Annotated in this window: 14 protein-coding genes; 9 read left to right on the top strand and 5 right to left on the bottom strand. The window is 68.6% G+C overall.

The features are described from left to right. The first annotated feature begins 57 nt into the window (after positions 1–57). The 3 genes from SPHPH_RS18705 (at position 58) to SPHPH_RS0102330 (ending at position 4,460) form a co-directional block, all read left to right on the top strand. Positions 58–2,835: a PAS domain-containing hybrid sensor histidine kinase/response regulator gene (locus tag SPHPH_RS18705; protein ID WP_051272793.1), complete on the top strand. Its 2,778-nt coding sequence runs from the start codon at positions 58–60 to the stop codon at positions 2,833–2,835. Positions 2,836–2,923: 88 nt separating this feature from the next. Beyond that, a complete protein-coding gene (locus SPHPH_RS0102335; RefSeq protein ID WP_156025772.1) occupies positions 2,924–3,724 on the top strand; it encodes an RcnB family protein in 801 nt (266 codons plus the stop codon). A gap of 46 nt (positions 3,725–3,770) precedes the next feature. Next, positions 3,771–4,460 (top strand): prolyl hydroxylase family protein, encoded by a 690-nt coding sequence (locus tag SPHPH_RS0102330; protein ID WP_028965241.1) that lies wholly within the window; start codon positions 3,771–3,773, stop codon positions 4,458–4,460. Between the two features lie 87 nt (positions 4,461–4,547). On the opposite strand, the gene SPHPH_RS0102325 is transcribed toward SPHPH_RS0102330, so the two are convergent. Beyond that, positions 4,548–6,074 (bottom strand): fumarate hydratase, encoded by a 1,527-nt coding sequence (locus SPHPH_RS0102325; RefSeq protein ID WP_028965240.1) that lies wholly within the window; start codon positions 6,072–6,074, stop codon positions 4,548–4,550. Between the two features lie 381 nt (positions 6,075–6,455). On the opposite strand from SPHPH_RS0102325, the gene SPHPH_RS0102320 reads away from it, so the two are divergent. Beyond that, positions 6,456–8,333, top strand: coding sequence for a ribonucleoside-diphosphate reductase subunit alpha (locus SPHPH_RS0102320; RefSeq protein ID WP_420329296.1), 1,878 nt, complete (start codon positions 6,456–6,458; stop codon positions 8,331–8,333). A gap of 232 nt (positions 8,334–8,565) precedes the next feature. Here SPHPH_RS0102320 and SPHPH_RS0102315 read toward each other — a convergent pair whose 3' ends face one another. Further along, positions 8,566–8,838 (bottom strand): acyl carrier protein, encoded by a 273-nt coding sequence (locus SPHPH_RS0102315; RefSeq protein WP_028965238.1) that lies wholly within the window; start codon positions 8,836–8,838, stop codon positions 8,566–8,568. 98 nt (positions 8,839–8,936) lie between these two features. Here SPHPH_RS0102315 and SPHPH_RS0102310 point away from each other — a divergent pair, with 98 nt between their 5' ends. Beyond that, positions 8,937–10,436, top strand: a complete 1,500-nt coding sequence (locus SPHPH_RS0102310) for an AMP-binding protein (protein WP_028965237.1) — start codon at positions 8,937–8,939, stop codon at positions 10,434–10,436. Continuing rightward, positions 10,433–11,653, top strand: a complete 1,221-nt coding sequence (locus tag SPHPH_RS0102305) for a pyridoxal-dependent decarboxylase, exosortase A system-associated (protein ID WP_028965236.1) — start codon at positions 10,433–10,435, stop codon at positions 11,651–11,653. Before SPHPH_RS0102310 ends, SPHPH_RS0102305 begins: the two co-directional genes overlap by 4 nt. Positions 11,654–11,684: 31 nt before the next feature. Here the strand turns inward: SPHPH_RS0102305 and SPHPH_RS0102300 are convergent, their stop codons facing one another. Together SPHPH_RS0102300 and SPHPH_RS0102295 are read right to left on the bottom strand one after the other, a co-directional pair. Further along, complete coding sequence (locus SPHPH_RS0102300) at positions 11,685–12,854, bottom strand: GGDEF domain-containing protein (protein WP_028965235.1); 1,170 nt, start codon at positions 12,852–12,854, stop codon at positions 11,685–11,687. Positions 12,855–12,959: 105 nt separating this feature from the next. Continuing rightward, positions 12,960–13,145 (bottom strand): hypothetical protein, encoded by a 186-nt coding sequence (locus SPHPH_RS0102295; RefSeq protein WP_028965234.1) that lies wholly within the window; start codon positions 13,143–13,145, stop codon positions 12,960–12,962. Positions 13,146–13,310: 165 nt separating this feature from the next. On the opposite strand from SPHPH_RS0102295, the gene SPHPH_RS0102290 reads away from it, so the two are divergent. Then, positions 13,311–14,069 carry a PEPxxWA-CTERM sorting domain-containing protein gene (locus SPHPH_RS0102290; protein WP_028965233.1) on the top strand — a complete coding sequence of 253 codons (759 nt, stop codon included), beginning with the start codon at positions 13,311–13,313 and terminating at the stop codon, positions 14,067–14,069. A gap of 3 nt (positions 14,070–14,072) precedes the next feature. Here SPHPH_RS0102290 and SPHPH_RS18700 read toward each other — a convergent pair whose 3' ends face one another. Beyond that, a complete protein-coding gene (locus tag SPHPH_RS18700; RefSeq protein ID WP_037487914.1) occupies positions 14,073–14,981 on the bottom strand; it encodes an alpha/beta fold hydrolase in 909 nt (302 codons plus the stop codon). 132 nt (positions 14,982–15,113) lie between these two features. Between SPHPH_RS18700 and SPHPH_RS0102280 the strand changes: the two genes are divergently transcribed. Together SPHPH_RS0102280 and SPHPH_RS0102275 are read left to right on the top strand one after the other, a co-directional pair. Further along, positions 15,114–15,557, top strand: coding sequence for a MarR family winged helix-turn-helix transcriptional regulator (locus SPHPH_RS0102280; protein ID WP_028965232.1), 444 nt, complete (start codon positions 15,114–15,116; stop codon positions 15,555–15,557). Next, positions 15,558–16,475, top strand: a complete 918-nt coding sequence (locus tag SPHPH_RS0102275; RefSeq protein WP_028965231.1) for an ROK family protein — start codon at positions 15,558–15,560, stop codon at positions 16,473–16,475. The last annotated feature ends 57 nt before the right edge of the window (positions 16,476–16,532 follow it).

The following is a 16,532-nucleotide window of genomic DNA, read 5'->3' as shown; positions in this document are numbered from 1 at the left end:
TTTGAAAAGGGGGGAGAAGTCGGAAAGCTGCTCCGCACGACCGATTGGTCGGGCACCGTGCTCGGCCCGATCGAGGCGTGGCCGGCGCCGTTGCGCAGCACGCTGGAATTGCTGCTGCCGACCGGGGCGCAAATCCTGCTGATCTGGGGTCCGCAGCGCTACGTCTTCTATAACGATGCCTATGCGACGCTGCTGCAGGAGCGTCATCCCGCGGCGCTGGGTCAGACCGCCGACCGGCGCTGGCACCGGGCGTGGGACGAAGTCGCGCCGATGGTCGACGAGGTCTTCGCAACCGGGCGAACGCTGACGGCCGGCGACCGCCGCTTCCACGTGCTGACGGACGGTCGTCCTTCCACGCTGCATTTCGACCTGTCGCTGTCCGCCGTCATGCTCGACGACGACACCGTCGGCGGAGTGCTGGGCGTGGTGTCCGACGTGACCGAGCGGATGCGCACGGTCGAATCGGCGAAGCGCGAGCGTGAACGGCTGCACCAGATGTTCGATCAGGCGCCCGGCTTCATCGCAGTGCTGCGCGGCGCGGACTATGTCATCGAACTGGCCAACGCCACCTACCGCCGCATGACCGGCGACCGCGAACTGGTGGGGCGCCGCTATGCCGAGGCGATACCCGAAGTCGCCGCCGCCGGCTTCATCGACCGGCTCGACGAGGTTCGCGCGACGCGCCAGCCGTTCCGCGCGGTCGACATGCCGGTACAGTTGCCGACCGCCGAGCCGGGCGTGTTGCGCGATTACTGGATCGACTTCATCTGCCAGCCGATCACCGACGAGCAGGGCGACGTGACCGCCATCTTCATCGAAGGAGTCGACCGCACCGACCGGCACCGCGCGCGCGAGGCGCTGGCGCGCGGACGCGCCTCGCTCGAACAGGCGACCGAGGCGGGCGAGATCGCGACCTGGGACTATGACTTCCGCTCCGATCGCTTCATCTGCTCCCCGCTCGGCATGTCGCTTTACGGACTTCCCGCCGGCAGCCCGCCGCTGACCCGCGAAGCGTTCCGCGGCCTGGTCGAGCCCGAGGACCGCCCGATCCTGGAGAGAGCCTTCTTGCCGGTCATCGACCCCGCCAAGCGCGGGCTGTTCGACGTCGAATACCGCGTCGCGCAGGAACGCGTCGGCGGCGTCCGCTGGCTTTCGGTGCGCGGGCGCGGCATCTTCGAGGGTGACACCTGCGTCCGGGTGGTCGGCACGATCATCGACATCACCGCGCGCAAGCTGCAGGCCGAGGCGTGGCGCGAAAGCGAGGCGCGTTTCCGCACGCTTGCCGACAGCCTGCCCGCGCTGGTGTGGATGACCGATCCGCAGGGTCAGGTTACCTTCGCCAGCCGCGGGTTCGAGACGATCCTCGGTGTCGCGCCCGAGACGATCGAGCAGCGCGGCTGGGTCGAGCTGCTACGCCCGGATCGCCGCGGCGCCGCGTCGGCCGCGCGCACCGGCTGGTTCGCAACCCCGCGCCCGCTCAACGGGGAGCATCCGCTGCTGACGCCCGCAGGCGCGACGCGCTGGATGCACGTCGAGGCGCGTCCGCGTTTTATCGGCGACATGTTCCAGGGCTATACCGCCTGCGCGATCGACGTGACCGACGCGCATCTTGCGGGCGAGCGGATGGAGGCACGGGTCGCGGACCGCACCGCCGAGCTGACCGAACAGATCGCGGAGCGCGAGCGCGTAGAGGAGGCGCTCCACCAGATGCAGCGGCTGGAGGCGATCGGGCAGCTCACCTCGGGCGTGGCGCACGATTTCAACAATCTGCTGACCGTGATCCTCGGCAATATCGACTCGCTGGTCGCGGCGGGCAAGCGCGGACTGATCGATACCCGGCTCGAACCGCGGCTGGAGCATGTCCGCATCGCCGCAGAGCGCGGCGCGGCGCTGATCGCGCAATTGCTCGCCTTCTCGCGGCGGCAGCGGCTGGAGGCGAAGGTCGTCGATCTGAACCGCACCGTCGCCGGATTGCTGGAACTGCTCGGCGGCACGTTGGGGCGCGACATCGCGATCGAAACGCGCACCCCGTCCGGCGTCTGGCCGGCGTTCGTCGATCCGACGCAGATGGAGCTGATCATCCTCAATCTCGCGATCAACGCGCGCGATGCGATGCCGGATGGCGGCACGCTGGTGCTGTCGGTCGACAATGCCACGCGGGGCCGGCCCGAGCGCGCCGAGGAGCCGCCGCCCGGCGACTATGTCCGCGTCGCGGTCGGCGATACCGGGATCGGCATGTCGGAGGCGGTGCTGGCGCGCGCGTTCGAGCCGTTCTTCACCACCAAGGAGGTCGGCAAGGGATCCGGGCTCGGGCTGGCACAGGTCTTCGGCTTCGCCAAGCAATCCGGCGGCGGGGTGCGGATCGACAGCGCGCCGGGGCGCGGGACGACGGTCAGCGTGTTCGTGCCGCGCGCCGCCGTGGCGCCCGCCGAGGTGACGCCCGTCGCGCCGGCGATCGGGCCTGCCGAGCTGATCGATGGCGCAACGGTGATGGTGCTCGACGACGACGACCGCGTCCGCCAGGTCGCGGTCGAGGCGCTGCGCGAGGCGGGATGCCGCGTGATCGAGGCGGCCGATGGCGAGGCGGCGCTGGAGGCGCTGGTCCACGAACCGGCGGTTCGGCTGGTCGTCACCGATATCGCGATGCCGGGCATGACGGGCGTCCAGTTCGCGCGCCGTCTGCAGGAGCTTCACCGCCAGATCGCGGTGCTGTTCGTCACCGGCCATGCCGATCCGTCCGATCTGGCGGGGGTCAGCGAGGATCGGCTGATCCGCAAACCCTATCCGCGCCGGCTGTTGATCGAGCGGGTCGGGGCGATCCTCGCCGGGGGATGACGCGTGGCTTTCAATCGGCTGCACGACCGGTTCAGTCTTCGTTGTCGCACCGCGTGGCAGGACGGCGGCACGATAGTCGGAGGTGGCGATGTTGAAGGCGATGGTGGCGGGCTTGTTGTCGATGACGGCGCTGGTGCCGCCGGCGCATGCGCAGGACGCGCGGTCGATGGATCGCGGGCAATGGCGGCGGGAACGCCCCGAGCGGCCGACCCCGCCACCCGAGCCTGCAGCGCGCCCTGCCCCGGCCGCACCCGCGACTCGCGCGTCGGAGCCCGCACCGCGCCGCTGGGAACGGGACGGCGCCACGCCCGATCGTCGCGGTGCCGAGCGCTGGGGACGCGACGATCGCGGACAAGACTCCCTCCCCCGTCCGCCCGCACCGAACGGCGACTGGCGGAGCAGCCGCGCCCCGGAGCCGCGTGAGGCATGGCAGCGCGATCAATATCGGGACCAGCGCGGCGACGTGGCGCGCCGCGCCCCCGAACGTGACTGGACCGCCGAGCCTGGCCGCCGCCGCTACGATCGCCGCGAGGCGCCGACGCCGCCCGCCGCGATCTGGCGCTCGGAGCGCGACGGGCGCTGGGATCGCGCATGGCGCCGCGAGCCGCGCTACGACTGGAGCCGTTATCGTGACGAGCGGCGCTCGGCGTTCCGCCTGCCGCGTTATTACGCGCCTTATGGCTGGAGCGGTGGCTATCGGCGCTTCGGGGTCGGCATGCCGCTCGCCCCGATGCTCTACACGCCGCGCTACTGGATCTACGATCCCTACGCCTACCGGCTGCCCGATGCCGAGGAGCCGTATCGCTGGGTCCGCTATTACGACGACGCGCTGCTGGTCGATATCGAGGACGGCACGGTGGTCGACGTGATCCACGGCATCTTCGAGTGACGTCGGTGGCTTGAAAGTCGCGGCGGCGCGCGACACACCGGCGCGCATGTCGCTTGCCACCACCCCGCCCGGCCACCCGTCCGCCGTCCGCGCCCAGCAAGGCGCGGCGGTGGCGGCGCGGCTCGACGCCGATCCTCGAATGCAGCGCCTGCCCAGCGACACGGTCGCGGCGTGGCGCTGCCCCGATTTCCTCGACGCCGCCAATTGCGACTGGCTGGTGCAGGTGATCGACGGCAACCGCCGCCCCTCGACGCTGTTCAGCGACCGCGGCGGTCCCGCCAGCCGCACCAGCGACAGTTGCGACATGGACCGCAACGCCGACGGCATCCGTCAGATCGACGAATATATCGCCGCGTCGCTCGGCATCGCGCCCGAGTTCGGCGAGACGATGCAGGGGCAGCGCTATGCGCCCGGCCAGCTGTTCCGCGCGCACCACGATTATTTCCACGAGGCCGAAAGCTATTGGCCGGCGATGCGCGAGAATGGCGGACAGCGCACCTTCACCGCGATGATCTACCTCAACGACGTCGAGGAGGGCGGCGCGACCTGGTTCCCCAAGGGCGGCCTGCGCGTCGCACCGCGCAAGGGGATGCTGCTGGCGTGGAACAACATGAACCCCGACGGCAGCCCGAACATTGCGACGCTCCACGAAGGGATGGCGGTGCTGGAGGGCACCAAATACATCATCACCAAGTGGTTCCGCGAGGAACCCTGGGGCCGTAAGCCGCGCGCCTGACGTCGTCGTCCCGGACTTGATCCGGGACCCCGCTTCTTCTCTCACGCGCGACAGGAAGCGGGCCCCCGGGTCGAGCCCGGGGTGACGTCAATTGGCGGGGACCAACAACCCCTCACGCGCGATCTTCTCGCGCCACACGAGCGGCGCGAGCTGGTGGACGTTATTCCCCTCGGCATCGACCGCCACCGTCACCGGGAAGTCGGACACCTCGAACTCGTAGATCGCCTCCATGCCCAGATCCGCGAAGCCGACAACCTTGCTACCCTTGATCGCGCGCGCGACCAGATAGGCCGCGCCGCCGACCGCCATCAGATACGCGCTCTTCGCTTCGCGGATCGCATCGGTCGCCGCCGGCCCGCGCTCGGCCTTGCCGACCATCGCGAGCAGGCCCTGATCGAGCATCATCCGCGTGAACTTGTCCATCCGCGTCGCGGTAGTCGGACCCGCCGGCCCCACCACTTCCTCGCCGACCGGATCGACCGGGCCGACGTAATAGATCACGCGGCCCTTGAACTCGACCGGAAGCTCTTCGCCCTTCGCCAGCATGTCGGCAATGCGCTTGTGCGCGGCGTCACGCCCGGTCAGCATCTTGCCGTTGAGCAGCAACCGGTCACCCTGCTTCCACGACTGCACCACCTCCGGCGTCAGCGTGTCGAGATCGACGCGGATCGCGGCCTTGTCGGGGGTCCAGTTGACGTCCGGCCATTCCGCCAGCTTGGGCGCTTCGAGGAACGCGGGCCCCGATCCGTCGAGCGTGAAATGCGCGTGGCGGGTCGCGGCGCAGTTCGGGATCATCGCCACCGGCTTGCCCGCGGCATGGCACGGCGCGTCCTTGATCTTGACGTCGAGGATCGTCGACAGCCCGCCCAACCCCTGCGCCCCGATGCCGAGCGCATTGACCTTGTCGAAGATCTCGATCCGCAGCGCCTCGATATCGTTGCGCGGCCCGCGCGCCTTGAGCGGGCCCATGTCGATCGGCTCCATTAGCGCCTGCTTGGCGAGCAGCACGCAATGTTCCGCGGTGCCGCCGATCCCGATGCCGAGCATCCCCGGCGGGCACCAGCCCGCGCCCATCTGCGGCAGCATCTCGACCACCCAGTCGACGATCGAATCGCTGGGGTTCATCATCTTGAACTTCGACTTGTTCTCACTGCCGCCGCCCTTGGCCGCGACATCGACCGAGACGGTGTTGCCCGGCACCATCTCGACGTGCAGCACGCACGGCGTATTGTCCTTGGTGTTGCGGCGAGTGAATGCCGGGTCGGCAAGCACCGAGGCGCGCAGCTTGTTCTCCGGATGGAGATACGCGCGCCGCACCCCCTCGTCGACGACCTCCTGCATCGAGCGGCTGTTTTCGTCGAGCCGGCAGTCCATGCCCCATTTCACGAAGACGTTGACGATCCCGGTGTCCTGGCAGATCGGGCGATGCCCCTCCGCACACATCCGGCTGTTGGTCAGGATCTGCGCGATCGCATCCTTGGCGGCGGGCGATTGCTCCGCTTCGTAGGCGGTCCCCAGCGCGCGGATATAATCCATCGGGTGATAGTAACTGATGAACTGGAGCGCGTCGGCGACGCTCTCGATCAGGTCGGCGGTACGGATCACGGTCGTCATGGCGACGCTCTATAAGCGCGCTCGCTCCGCGGCAACAGCGCCGCGATTCGCCCGAGCGACGGCCCGGGATGGTGAAAAAAAATTTGGCGACTTGCGCTTTCGGAAATTGGCGGAAGTCCGCGCGTCGCATCATCATATGGCCGGAGGCGGTCCTATCGCGGGACTTGCCCGTCGTGCGCTTCTGCCACAATCTGTAGAGGTAGAGGCCGGGCACCGGCGCTATCGGTGGTAAGGTGGCGGGTGACGCCCCACATCGGTTGCGCGGCCGGTCGGGGTTATCGAATAGCCGATCCGAACGGATCGCACCACTGACAGGCGGGCGAGAGCATGAACTTCACGACCACGGACGCCGAGGCGATGAGCGCAGACATGATCGAGGCGATGACGGCCCAGGCGACCGCAGAGGCGACCGCCACCGAACAGGCGATCGCCAAGCATGGCGCGCGCACCGCGCCTTTCCCGCTCGACGTCGATCACAGCCGCGACGCGCTGCTGACCGATTTCGGCAAGGAGACGCTCAAGGATCGCTATCTGCTGCCGGGCGAAAGCTATCAGGACCTCTTCGTCCGCGTCGCCAGCGCCTATGCCGACGATCAGGCGCATGCGCAGCGGCTGTACGATTATATCTCTAAGCTGTGGTTCATGCCGGCAACGCCCGTTCTGTCGAACGGCGGCACCGGACGCGGGTTGCCGATCTCCTGCTACCTCAACTCGGTCCCCGACAGCCTCGACGGCATCGTCAAGACGTGGAACGAGAACGTCTGGCTCGCCTCGCGCGGCGGCGGGATCGGCACCTATTGGGGCAACGTCCGCGGGATCGGCGAGCCGGTCGGGCTCAACGGCAAGACCAGCGGGATCATCCCGTTCGTCCGCGTCATGGATTCGCTGACCCTCGCGATCAGCCAGGGCTCGCTACGCCGCGGCTCTGCGGCCTGCTACCTCGACATCTCGCATCCCGAAATCGAGGAATTCCTCGAAATCCGTAAGCCCTCGGGCGACTTCAACCGCAAGGCGCTCAACCTCCACCACGGCGTGCTGATCCCCGACGCGTTCATGGCGGCGGTGCGCGAGGGCGCGGAATGGCAATTGCTGTCGCCGAAAGACAAGACCGTTCGCGCCACCGTCGATGCGCGCGCGCTGTTCCAGAAGCTGGTCGAGACCCGGCTGGCGACCGGCGAGCCGTACATCGTCTTCTCCGACCATGTGAACTCGACGATGCCCAAGCATCACCGCGAGCTGGGGCTGAAGGTTTCGACCTCGAACCTGTGCAGCGAGATCACGCTGCCGACCGGCACCGACCATCTCGGCAACGATCGCACCGCGGTCTGCTGCCTGTCGTCGCTCAACCTCGAGACGTGGGATCAATGGAAGGACGAGAAGGGCTTCGTCGAGGACGTGATGCGCTTCCTCGACAATGTGCTTCAGGACTACATCGACCGCCACGAGCCCGGCATGGAGCGCGCGGCCTATAGCGCGGCGCGCGAGCGTTCGGTCGGGCTTGGCGTAATGGGCTTCCACTCGTTCCTGCAGGCACGCGGGCTGCCGTTCGAAGGCGCGATGGCCAAGAGCTGGAACCTGCGCATGTTCAAGCAGATTAACGCGCAGGTGAACGAGGCGTCGATGGTGCTGGCGCATGAGCGCGGGCCGTGCCCCGATGCCGCCGATGTCGGCGTCATGGAGCGGTTCAGCTGCAAGATGGCGATCGCGCCGACCGCGTCGATCAGCATCATCTGCGGCGGCACCAGCGCGTGCATCGAGCCGATCCCGGCGAACATCTACACGCACAAGACGCTGTCGGGCAGCTTCGCGGTCAAGAACCCGTATCTGGAAAAGCTGCTCAGCGAGAAGAGCAAGAACGCCGAGACAGTGTGGAACTCGATCCTCGAACACGGCGGGTCGGTGCAGCACCTCGACTTCCTCAGCCAGGAGGAGAAGGACTGCTACAAGACCTCGTTCGAGATCGACCAGCGCTGGCTGCTCGAACTCGCCGGCGACCGCACGCCGTACATCGATCAGGCGCAGTCGCTCAACCTGTTCATTCCCGCCGACGTCGAGAAGTGGGATCTGCTGATGCTCCACTTCCGCGCGTGGGAGCTGGGCATCAAGTCGCTCTACTATCTCCGTTCCAAGTCGGTGCAGCGCGCCGGCTTCGCGGGCTCGGAAGGATCGGGTGGAGTCGAGGCCGACAACACGATCGACACGCCGAAATTCTCGATCGGCGAGACGACCGACTACGACGAGTGCCTCGCCTGCCAGTAAGCCAGCTAGTGTCGTCCCGGACTTGATCCGGGGTCCCGCTTCTTACTTCTGTGGCCAAGAAGAAGCGGAGCCTCGGATCAAGTCCGGGGTAACGGGAAGGTTACCTTCTTTCCGTAATTTCGTCATTCCCGCGAAGGCGGGAATCCAGACACGCGGGTCTTTGCAAGGGGCCCGAGGTCAGAGGTTCTGGATCCCCGCCTTCGCGGGGATGACGACGTCGACGGTTGGGGCCTTAAACCAGCGCCTTGCCGGCGACGAACGTCACCAACGCGCCGAACGTCTCGAGCATCTCGCCATCGACCTCGTCGTCCTCGATGACGATGCCGAGCCGGTCCTCCAGCTCGGTGAGCACGCCCGCGACCGCCATCGAATCGAGTTCGGGCAGCGCACCGAACAGCGGCGTGTCGGCGTGGAAGGCGGCGACGCGCTCCGGGTCGAGCGCCAGAACGTCGACCAGCACCGCGCGGATGGTCGTCTCGATTTCGCTCGTGCCTTCGGGAATCACGCAACCTCCACCTTCGCCGCATGTATCCGGCGGCAAGCCGGCGTCGCGTTAGGCGCAAGGGGTGGATTCCGCAACGCCTGAGCCTAGAAGCCGAATCTATGGTGTCCCCTGATGCTACGCCGCGCCCGATCGACCATGTGCTGTGTGGGGCGCCGCACGCGCCCGCGCTGATCGATCGCGAGGGCGTGGTCGATTATGCCGCCGCCGAGGAGGCGGTGGCGCGGCTGGCGGGGTGGCTGGCGGGGCTGGAGCTTCCGGCGGGCGAGCGGGTCGCGACATGGCTGCCGAAAACGCGGGTGGCGTGCTGGATGCCGCTGGCAGCGGCGCGCGCCGGGCTGGTGCATGTGCCGGTCAACCCGGTGCTGCGGCGCGCGCAGGTCGCGCATATCCTTGCCGACAGCGGCGCGGCGCTGCTGCTGACGCAGGATGCGCGCGCGGCGACGCTGGAGGTGGGCGACGTGCCGGACGGATGCCGGGTCGTGACCGAGGCGGAGGTGGGCGATCCGTTGCCGCGCTCGGACGCCGATCCCGATGCGCTGGTCGCGTTGCTCTATACTTCCGGGTCGACCGGTCGGCCGAAGGGAGTGATGCTCAGCCATGCGAACCTGTGGCTGGGGGCGGTCGCGGTCGCGCACTATCTGGCGATCACGCCCGACGATCGCGTGCTGGCCGTGCTGCCGCTGGGGTTCGATTATGGGCAGAACCAGTTGCTGTCGACCTGGGCGGCGGGGGCGGCGGTCGCGCCGCTCGATTATCTGACCCCACGCGATGTCGTGAAGGCGGTGGCGCGGGTCGGGGCGACGACGCTGGCGGGGGTGCCGCCGCTATGGACGCAGCTGCTGGAAAGCGAATGGCCACCCGAGACCGCTGGGCAGCTGCGGCGCCTGACCAATTCGGGCGGGGCGCTGACCCCCACGATGGTGCGGGCGTTGCGCGCACGCTTCCCGGCGACGCGGCTGTTCCCGATGTACGGGCTGACCGAGGCGTTCCGCTCGACCTATCTCGACCCCGATCTGGTGGATGCGCAGCCCGACTCGATCGGGCGCGCGGTGCCGTTTGCCGAAGTGATGGTGGTGCGCCCCGATGGCGCGCTCGCAGCGGCGGGCGAGCCGGGCGAACTGGTTCACGCCGGGCCGCTTGTCGCGCAAGGCTATTGGCGCGATGCCGAGCGAACCACGCTCCGCTTCCGCCCGGCACCGGCGGGATCGCATTACGGCGGGACGGCGGTGTGGTCGGGAGATACCGTCGTGGCGGACGACGACGGGCTGTTGCGGTTCGTCGGGCGTGACGACGAGATGATCAAGAGCGCCGGACATCGCATCAGTCCGCAGGAGGTCGAGGAAGCTGCGACCGCCGGCGCGGAAACGGCGGAGGCGGTCGCGGTCGGCGTTCCCGACGCGCGGCTGGGGCAGGCCATCGTGCTGGTTGCGCGCGGAGATGCGGCCGCAGAGGCGGCGTTGCGCGAGCGGCTGAAGCGGGAGCTGCCCGCCTATATGCAACCGGCGCGCATCGACTGGCGTACCGAGTTGCCGCGCAACGCCAACGGCAAGCTGGACCGCGCGGCGATCGCGGCGTCGGTGAAGGAGGCGAGCGTATGAAGCCGATGGGGCCGATCCCGCCCGCCTTTGCCGCGCAGACGGGGGCCCTGACGATCGGCGGACACGATGCCACGGCGTTGGTGACGGCGCATGGCTCGCCGCTCTTCGTCTATGACGCGGCACTGGTCACGGCGCAGGTGGTGCGGTTCCGCGCGGCAATGCCCGCGGAGATCGATTTGCATTATGCGATCAAGGCCAATCCGTTGCCGGCGTTGCTGGCGCGGGTCGCACCGCTGGTCGACGGACTGGACGTGGCGTCGGCGGGCGAGCTGGCCCACGCGCTGGCGGTCAAGCCGGGTGCCGCGATTAGCTTTGCCGGCCCGGGCAAGCGCGACGACGAACTGGCGGCGGCGATCGCGGCCGGGGCGACGATCAATCTCGAATCCGCGGGCGAGGCACGACGCGCGCTGGCAGCGGGCGAGCGGCTCGGGATCGTACCGCGATTGGCCGTGCGGGTGAACCCCGATCTGGAACTGCGCGGATCGGGCATGAAGATGGGAGGGCGCGCCTCGCCCTTCGGGATCGATGCCGAGCACGCCGCGTCGGTGGTGCGTGAGGTGATCGCGGCGGGCGCGGACTGGCGCGGCTTCCATATCTTCGCCGGATCGCAGGCGCTGGACGCCGCGGCGGTGATCGAGACGCAGGCGGCGACACTTGCGCTCGCCGCGCGGCTGGCGGACGAAGCCGGTGCGGTGCCGCCGCTGGTCAATCTCGGCGGCGGGTTCGGGGTGCCGTATTTCGCAGGTGACGTGGCGCTGGATGTCATGGCGGTCGGGGCGGCGCTGGGCGAGGCGCTGGCGGCGCGCGGCGATGTGCTGCGCGACAGCCGGTTTGCGATCGAACTCGGGCGCTGGCTGGTCGCCGAGGCCGGCGTCTATCTGACACGCGTCGTCGACATGAAGCAGAGCCGTGGCGAGACGTTCGTCGTGGTCGACGGCGGGCTGCATCACCAGTTGGCGGCGAGCGGCAATTTCGGGACGGTGGTGCGGCGCAACTATCCGCTCGCGGTGGCGGGACGGATGGGCGCTGCGCCGGACGGCGAGGCATCGGTGGTCGGCTGCCTGTGCACCCCGCTCGACCGGCTGGGCGACCGCGTCGCGCTGCCGCCGGTGATGGTGGGGGAGATCGTCGCGATCTTCCTCGCCGGCGCGTACGGCGCGACCGCGAGCCCGGCGGCGTTCCTCGGGCACCCCGCGCCGGGCGAGATCGTGGTGTGATTTGACGGACCGAGCGTCCGGTCCGCGTCGATCAGGCGGCGAGACCGGGGGCGAACGGAACGCCGTCCTGTTCAAGACGGTCGCGACCGCCGCGCTTGGCGCGGTACAGCGCGCGATCGGCGCCGGTGAGCAGATCGTCGAGCGTCGGGGAAACGGGGTCACTCTCGGCGAGCCCGATGCTGACGGTCATCCGCGCCGCGCCGGGCGTATGCCGAAGCTCGCGGACCCGCGCGGAGATGCGCAGCCCGAGCGCCACCGCCTCGTCACGCGACCCACCGGGCAGCAGCACCGCAAATTCCTCCCCGCCGATCCGCGCCGCCACCGCGCCGACCACCTCGCCGGTCGTATCGAGCAATGCACCCGCGAACAGCACCAGCGCGCGGTCGCCCGCCGAATGGCCCCACAGATCGTTGACCTGCTTGAAATGATCGATGTCGAGCATCAGCAAGGTCGCGCCGCCCGGCAGCGCGGCGGCGGGCGTGGCGCGCTCCATGAAGGCGCGCCGGTTGAGCAGCCCGGTCAGCGAGTCGGTGGTCGCGGCCTCACGCTGCCGCTGCGCTTCGTTGCCGAGTTCGAGCGTGGTCAGCGACAGCACCAGCGTGATGTAGATCGCGGTATACAGCAGCAGCCACAATCCCGGCAGCGACGAGGCGCTGGCGAGTGGGCGGACCGGCGCGCTGTGCAGGGCCGAATAGGCGGCGAGCGTCAGCGACGCCGTGGAGACAAGCACGAGCAGCCCACCGGTCAGCCAGCGCGCCGGAGCGGTCCGCGCGCGCGCGTGGCGTAGCAATTCGCCGGTCATCGCAAGGCAGTAGAAGGTGAAGGCGAGCGTCGCGACGACGTTGCGCAGCGCCTCCGCGGCGAAGAGCGGCGGGATCAGGCACAGCGCGGTCCAGACGAGGCTGCCGCTCCATACCGCCCATGCGAAGTGCGACCGCGCATGGACCAGCCGCACGCCGCCCCACAGGAACGCAAAGACCTGAATGAAGCAGACCTGCGACGCCCAGACCGCGATCCATTCGGGCGCGATACCGCGCAGCATGTAGCAGAAGCAGCCAAGCACCCCGGCGGTGATCGAGCACGCGACCCACAGATGCACGCGCTGTTCGCGGCGGCCGAGCCACAGCGTCCAGAAATAGAGCGCCATCACGAACTCGATCGCCATGCTGGCGATGAACAGTGTCGCCACGTCCAGCGTCACGGAATTCCCCCCGAATCACGGCCCCCCGGCGCGATGGCATCGTATAACCTGACGTTGACGCAAGCGGCAAGTGGCCGGGATACCTAGGTTTGTTATAATATTTCGTCAGCGGAAGAGCAGCATCAGCGCACCGATCAAGGTCGCGCCGCCAATCGGGGCGACGATCAGCAGGATCACGTTGAAGCCGATGATCGCCGCCAGCGCCCTTTCCTGCTTCGGCGTCAGTCGCGGACGACGGCGCGGCGGCTGCCAGGGCGGCGGCGGGGGCTGATCGCGAAAGTCGACGAACATGCGCGTCCTCTTGCAGCGGCGGAACGGGGAGCAGCGTTGGTTTAGCACGAAAGCGCTGCGCACAGGAAAGTGCCCGATATCAGACACGTAGCGGTTAAAGTGCTATGCCGGCCATGCGCTTACGCCGGATCAGGGAGACGGAGCATGCGAACGGCACGGATCGTGATGGCTTTCGCTGTGGCGTTGCTGGCGGCGACACCCGCCTCGGCGGCCATCTTCACCTATATCGTCACGGGCATTGTCGTCGAAGACGGCAGCGTGGACAGCGCGGCGTTCGGCGACGATGTCGTCGGCCGTGGCTTTTCGGCGCGCTTCACCGTCGACGACGCGATGCCGCTGGCACAATATGCGGCCAGCGTTGCGGGATCGTCGGCGCAGGGCGGCGGGCTGGTGCAGGACGGCACCCGCCCGCCCGTCACCGCGACGCTGACGATCAACGACATCGATTATGCGATCCGCACGAGTGACAAGGACGAACCGCCGTATTGCGAGCCGGGCTTCGGGTGCTTCGGTCCGTCGGCGCGGATCGACGATCTGGGTGCGATCGTGAAGGATGCGGGTGCGGGGCGGCTCGACCTGACGACCCGGTATGAGGACAGCAGCAGTTGCTGCGCGGATTACGGAAGCTGGTACAGCGATGCGACCGACGACCTCCGCTTCACGTTGAGCGACGCGGCCCTCACCTCGCCCGACTATCGGCAGGGCGGGACGTTCGCGGTCAGCGGAATCGGATCGTTTCTCGCGGCTTACGCGGCTGGCGACCGGTCGGGCGGCGTCGATGGCGCAACTCGGCTGACGCTGGCCGCGACGTCGTTGCAGGTCAGCGGCGGCGTGCCCGAGCCGGGAAGCTGGATGATGATGATCCTCGGCTTCGGCGTGATCGGCGCGGCGGTCCGGCACGCGCCGCGTGCACAGGCCGTCTAGCGCCTACGCGGCCTGCGGGATCGGATCGCGGCGGCGATGGCGGATGTGATCGTCGATCGCGGCGACGATCGGGTCGACCAGTTCGGGCGGCAACGTATGCCCCATGCCATCGACTTCCATGAAGTGTGCGCCGTGGATTGCCTGCGCCGTCGCGCGCCCGCCCGCGACCGGCACCAGCGGATCGTCGCTGCCGTGGATCACCAGCGTCGGCGCGGTGATCCGGCGCAGGCGGTCGGTGCGGTCGCCGTCGGCGATGATCGCCGCCATCTGGCGCAGGAAGCCGGTCGGACAGCGGTTGCGCAGCGTTTCGGCGCGGATCCGATCGGCCATGATCGCATCCTCGATCGGGAAGCGTCCACCGACCGCACGCCCGGCCATCGTGCCATGCGCGACGATCGCCTCGATATCGTCGCTCTTGGGGTGGCGCAGCAGCAACGCGGTGGCGCGCATCGTCGGGCGCGAGCAATGCGGATGCCCGGTAGTGGACATGATCGAGGTCAGCGTGCGGACCCGCTCGGGCCAGCGCGCGGCGATCAACTGCGCAATCATCCCGCCCATCGACGCGCCGACGACATGCGCGCGGTCTATGCCCAGCGCGTCGAGCAGGCCGATGCCGTCTTGCGCCATATCGGTCAGTGTATAGGGAACCGCGGGGACGCGCCCGAACTGCATCTGCATCGCGGTCCACACGATGTGCGGCGCGCCGAGATCATCGAACTTGGTCGACAGCCCGACGTCGCGATTGTCGAAGCGGATGACGCGATAGCCACGCTCGACCAAGGCATCGACCATCGATTGCGGCCATCGGACCAGTTGGGCCCCCAGGCCCATCACCATCAGGATCGGTTGACCGTCGCGCGGTCCTTCGTCCTCATATTCGATCTGGATACCGTTCGCCGTGATCGCTGCCATCTTCTGCTCCGTTGCGCCTCCCGAATGTGACTCCGCGAAAGTGGAAGGGGTCCTTGTGCCCCTTGTCACATTAATGCAACGTTTCCGGTTCTGGTTCCGATCGTTTCCTTCCCGTCCTCTCTTGGGTGTCCCATGGTAGAACGCCTTCATCTCGAGCAGTTCCTCCCGTATTTGCTGTCGGTTACCTCCAATCGGGTCAGTGGTCGGATCGCGGACGCCTACGAGGCGGCGTTCGGACTGACGGTGCCCGAATGGCGGCTGGTGACGCTGATCGCCGAATACGCGCCCGTCACGCAGGCGCAGCTCGGCGAGCGCAGCCGGATGGACAAGGTGACGGTCAGCCGCGCCGCGATCGCGCTCACCGACCGCGGGTTGCTGACCCGCACCCCCAACGCCACCGACCGGCGATCGCACCATCTCCGCTTGAGCCCGGAGGGGGAAGCGCTGTACGCGCAGGTCGCGCCGCAGGCCGTCGCGCTGGAGCGCCGGATCTTCGGGCGCTTCGACGCGGACGAACTGGCGCGATTTACGGACATGCTGCGGCGGATCGACGCCGCGGCCGAGGAGGAAGACTGAATGGCGCAGCTGCCGTTGATCGCGGGCGTGGAACTGGGCGGCACGAAGTGCATCGCGGTGCTCTCCAGCGGCCCCGACGCGATCCTGGAGGAAGTGCGCGTTCCGACCACCCGCCCCGAAGAGACGCTGCCCGCGCTGGAGGCGGCGATGGACAAGTGGCGCGGCGTCGCGGCGATCGGCATCGCCAGCTTCGGCCCGGTCTCGATCGATCCGCAATCGGCCGATTACGGCAAGATCACCTCCACGCCCAAGCCGCATTGGGCGAGGACCGACATCGCGCGGCGGCTGGCGGCGCGCTACGACGTGCCGGTTGGCTTCCACAGCGACGTGGTCGGCGCGGCGATGGCCGAGGCGCGCTGGGGTGCCGGACAGGGTCTGGGCGACCTCGCCTATGTCACGGTCGGCACCGGCGTCGGCGCGGGAATGATCGCGCACGGCCGGCCGGTCGACGGTCTCACGCACAGCGAATTTGGGCACATCCGCCCGGTGCGGCTGCCCGGCGACGATTGGGCGGGATCGTGCCCGTATCACGGCGCGTGCGTCGAGGGGCTGGCCGCCGGGCCGGCGATCGCGGCGCGAACCGGGATCAAGGGCGAGGACCTGCCGCACGATCACCCGGCATGGGAGACGGTGGTCGGCGCGCTGTCGTCGCTGTTCGCGACGCTGACGCTGACGGGCGTGCCGCGGCGGATCGTGCTGGGCGGCGGCGTGATGGTCGGCAACCCCTGGCTGCTGCCCCGGCTGCGCGCAGCGACCGCGGCCAGCCTGAACGGTTATGTCGCGTTGCCCGCGGTATCGGATATGGACACGTTCATCGTGCCCGCGGCGCTGGGTGGCAATGCCGGGCCGCTGGGCGCGGTGGTGCTCGGCGCGCAAGCGCTGGAGGACCGGACCGGGATCAAGGTGCTGGCGTCCTGACAGTCACCTCAGCCTGATCCGTCATTGCGAGCGTAGCGAAGCAATCCAGGGCCGGAT

It is taken from the genome of Sphingomonas phyllosphaerae FA2 (assembly GCF_000427645.1).
GTDB classification, from domain to species: domain Bacteria; phylum Pseudomonadota; class Alphaproteobacteria; order Sphingomonadales; family Sphingomonadaceae; genus Sphingomonas; species Sphingomonas phyllosphaerae.
The sequence above is the reverse complement of the archived record's forward strand: the minus strand, read 5'-3'. Positions and strand labels throughout refer to the sequence as shown.